At 54.5% G+C, this 3,800-nt stretch carries 3 protein-coding genes and 1 pseudogene; 1 reads left to right on the forward strand and 3 read right to left on the reverse strand.

Features of this window, described 5'->3' with window-relative positions:
- Positions 1–253: 253 nt before the first annotated feature.
- Positions 254–1,363, reverse strand: coding sequence for a glycosyltransferase 61 family protein (locus R6T97_RS12965; protein ID WP_410349720.1), 1,110 nt, complete (start codon positions 1,361–1,363; stop codon positions 254–256).
- 245 nt (positions 1,364–1,608) lie between these two features.
- Between R6T97_RS12965 and aroQ the strand changes: the two genes are divergently transcribed.
- Positions 1,609–2,055, forward strand: coding sequence for a type II 3-dehydroquinate dehydratase (aroQ, locus tag R6T97_RS12970; RefSeq protein ID WP_410349721.1), 447 nt, complete (start codon positions 1,609–1,611; stop codon positions 2,053–2,055).
- A gap of 79 nt (positions 2,056–2,134) precedes the next feature.
- Here aroQ and tsf read toward each other — a convergent pair whose 3' ends face one another.
- Together tsf and rpsB are read right to left on the reverse strand one after the other, a co-directional pair.
- Positions 2,135–3,007 (reverse strand): translation elongation factor Ts, encoded by an 873-nt coding sequence (gene tsf, locus R6T97_RS12975; RefSeq protein ID WP_410349722.1) that lies wholly within the window; start codon positions 3,005–3,007, stop codon positions 2,135–2,137.
- Positions 3,008–3,081: 74 nt separating this feature from the next.
- A pseudogene (gene rpsB, locus R6T97_RS12980) lies at positions 3,082–3,462 on the reverse strand (30S ribosomal protein S2); the annotation flags it as partial.
- Positions 3,463–3,800 lie beyond the last annotated feature (338 nt).

The raw sequence follows: 3,800 nt of genomic DNA on the forward strand, positions 1-3,800 counted from the left end.
CGGCCCTGGCGGGGGTCATCGGACGGGACGAAGGTGGGGCCAGGCTGCGGGGCCTGCTGGCCGAATCCGGGGTGGACGCCTCCCGCCTGGTTGAGGACCCGGGCCGGCGGACCACCACCAAGACCAGGATCATGTCCATTGAGCTAGAGCAAGAATGAGCGGAACCCTCTTGCAGTGCGTGGGTTCAAAAACGGCCATGCGCCAAAGATAGTGGGGGTGAATCCGTGGCCCATCAACCACTTTGCAGAAGACCTCACCGGCTCGCCCGCCGACGCTGGACACGCAGCCACTGCAAACGCATTTCTTCTGCAATGAGCTGCGTTCCTGGCATAAGGCCTTCATTCAAAGACATGGTCACCTCAGCGGTACCCGGAGTGCGCCAACGTGACGCTTTTGACAAGAATCGTTCCTCGATAAGCCTGTGACGGAGTCTGTCAAAATCAAGCTTGGCTATTGATACGTTATCTTGACGTCGAGGCGGCCAATAAATCTCGGATATAGCGTCTATGGCGCGAATTTCCGCAGGGCCACCTTGCAATTGGTTCACTATAAGAGGTGGCAAATCCCGACGACGCTGGATGAGCCCGACCCGTTGGTGCGCACGTTGAACGAGACCATAAAGATGCAGCGCGGAGCTTTCGGCAAAAAGCAGAACCTCGGCATCCTGCATCAAAGCGACCTGATCGGATAAGCTCTGTTGCTCTGGTGCGACCACTTCGTACCCATCCGCGCAAAGCAGTTCCTCAATAAGGTCTTCGTTACAGTAGCGCCCTACCTGTGGACCGAGGCGTGACCTCGTGAAATATAGCTTACGTCCTTTTGTGATGGAGTCTCTGGGAGAAAGCCGTTCGGCGAGCCAATCCCGCATTTGTGGCTTCATGGTTCCGCCATGCCGCTCCCCAAAAAGATCCTGAGCTGTGTACAGAGTGCTATACCGCATCGGTTGCTCGTGCAAGAGGACGCGGTTTTTCAGGCCGAGCATCTCAAGGATTGGCTTGAGATAAGGGTAATAGGCAAGTCTCGCTTGATTTCGAGGCAAAAAGAGGAGCGCTGTATCCGATGGCGTATGCTGAACAGCCCAAAGCCGTCCAATTGAATTGAGAATGACATGACCAAACTGCTGAGGAGCCAAACCGGCGAAGAGAACAGGCTCTGAGATCTCGGATAAGGGCGTGTCATTCGATAACCGGGCATTTGGCGCCGATGTAAAGAGTGCACCACGGATATCGCATTCCGGAACCGGTACTGCTCCGTCGGCATAGAGACCAAATTCTGTTTGCCTTTTTACGCGCTCGCCGCGAATGCCCACTGCGTTAAACGGGCCGTAAACGCTGGCCAGATTGTTTGTACTCGTCAGGATCATAGATGGCATCCTCAATTCAACGTATAGATATCGATAGACATGTTATTCGTGACACGAAAGACGTCATATAGGCCGTGTACGTTGCAGTGCACCTGTTCACTAATCGCATGAGGCGATATGAACTGCATCGTTGGGCCGCTCCGTTTCTATTGGTTGTTTCATTTTCCTATCCAACGGGCCGCTAGCGTTTGATACGTGAAGAGAATCCATTTTGACCAATTGTTTAAAGCTGGTAGAGAACCATTATGACACGCTCCATACTGATCCTGAACGGCCCGAACCTCAACCTGCTCGGCACACGCCAGCCCGAGGTTTACGGTCCTACGACGCTCGCTGATATCGAGGCGATGTGCTATCGCAAGGCCAAGGTGCTTGGGATCGAGATCGTGTTTGCACAAAGCAACCATGAAGGCGCGTTGATCGACACGCTTCATGCGGCACGTGGTGTGCATGATGGCATTGTCCTCAACGCCGGCGCTTATACCCATACTTCCGTTGCGTTGATGGATGCGATTTCCAGCATCATGCTGCCGGTGGTCGAACTGCATTTGTCCAATATCCACGCCCGTGAAGAATTCCGCCGGACATCCTTCATTGCCCCGGTTGCCATCGGTCAGATTTGCGGGTTCGGGGCGGCGGGATATCCGCTCGCGATGGACGCCCTTCTGTCCTACTTCGGAGAGACCGAATAGCATCTCTGGCATGCGTCAGCCCATGAAAAACGGCCCATCACTCTCGTGACAGGCCGTTCCATTCAAATTCAACGTGCTTTTAGCTATTCAGTTTAGCCACTTCCGCTGCAAAGTCTTCTTCGACTTTCTCGATGCCTTCGCCGACGGCCAGACGCGTATAGCCGGTGATTTCGACACCGGCTTCTTCGGCGGCCTGTGCCACCGTCACATCCGGGTTCACAACGAACTGCTGGTTGAGCAATGTGACTTCGGCCATGTATTTCTTCATGCGGCCGACAATCATCTTTTCGATCACAGCTTCGGGCTTGCCGCTTTCGCGGGCGATATCCATCTGAACCTGCTTTTCCTTCTCGACCATGGCAGGATCAAGATCCGCTTCGGACAGGGAGGCTGGATTAGCAGCAGCGATATGCATTGCGACCTGACGACCGAATGCTTCGTTGTCGCCCTTCATGGCGACCAGAACACCGATGCTGCCCATGCCGGGGGCGGCTGCGTTGTGTACGTAGTTCACGACTGTATCGCCTTCGAGCGTCGCCATGCGGCGCACGGACATGTTTTCACCGATCACGGCAACAGCGTCAGTGACGGTCTGTTCGACAGTTTTGCCGTTCATGTCAGCGGCTTTCAGTTCGTCAATGTCCGACGTACCCAAAGCGACCTCTGCGATACCGGCGACCATTTTCTGGAAGTCAGCGTTTTTCGCAACAAAGTCCGTTTCGGAGTTCACTTCGACCGCAACACCTTTGCCGTCTTTGACCGCAACGGCGACCAGGCCCTCTGCAGCGGTACGACCGGATTTCTTTGCAGCCTTTGCCAGACCTTTGGTGCGCAGCCAGTCAACAGCGGCTTCCATGTCGCCGTCGCTTTCTGTCAGCGCCTTCTTGGCGTCCATCATGCCTGCGCCTGTACTGTCGCGCAGCTCTTTCACCATTGCAGCGGTGATTGCCATGTTACTTCTCCTTTGGAGGTATTTCAGGGGTATGGGCGGGGACTTATGGCCCCTGCCCTACAATTTTATGACGCTTACTCGGCTGTCGCGGCTTCGGCGGCTGATTCTTCGGCAACCACTTCTTCTGCCAGATTTTCCATCTCGCCCATGTCGACGCCTGCGGCACCCAGTTGTGCTGTCATGCCGTCAAGGGCTGCGCGTGCGGCCAGATCGGTATAAAGGGCGATGGCGCGCGCGGCGTCGTCGTTGCCGGGAATGACATAGTCGATGCCTGCCGGTGAGCAGTTGGTGTCGACGATAGCCACAACCGGAATACCCAGCTTGTTGGCTTCTGCGATGGCAAGGTCTTCCTTGTTGCAGTCGATGACAAACAACAGGTCGGGTACGCCGCCCATTTCGCGCCTACCAACCCCCTGACGATACTCTGGATTGCGATACCTCTTTTCATACAGACCAACCTTATCTTCTGGCTGGGCTATGGACTTGCGCGGATACTGAAACTTACGTATGAAGATGCCGCGCCCGTCTCAATGATAGGCGCTTCAAACCATTTCGAGGTGGCGATTGCAACCGCAGCAATGCTGTTCGGACTGGGTTCGGGCGCAGCACTGGCAACCGTTGTAGGAGTACTTATAGAAGTCCCTGTTATGCTTATGCTGGTTAAAATATGCCTCCGCACCAAACACTGGTTCAGAACTACAAATCCAAAAACTTGATATACGGTTAATTTTAGCGGGGCGAGATTTTTTAAAACCCTGTTGAACCTGTGCAGGAAAGATGAAAAAACTCAAAA

Origin of the sequence: Yoonia sp., from assembly GCF_046498525.1 — a bacterium.
GTDB lineage: Bacteria > Pseudomonadota > Alphaproteobacteria > Rhodobacterales > Rhodobacteraceae > Yoonia.

Bases quoted from the DNA above. Each gene is read 5' to 3' on its own strand.
- tsf (WP_410349722.1), bottom strand. From the start codon at position 3,007: ATGGCAATCACCGCTGCAATGGTGAAAGAGCTGCGCGACAGTACAGGC.
- aroQ (WP_410349721.1), top strand. From the start codon at position 1,609: ATGACACGCTCCATACTGATCCTGAACGGCCCGAACCTCAACCTGCTC.
- R6T97_RS12965 (WP_410349720.1), bottom strand. From the start codon at position 1,363: ATGATCCTGACGAGTACAAACAATCTGGCCAGCGTTTACGGCCCGTTT.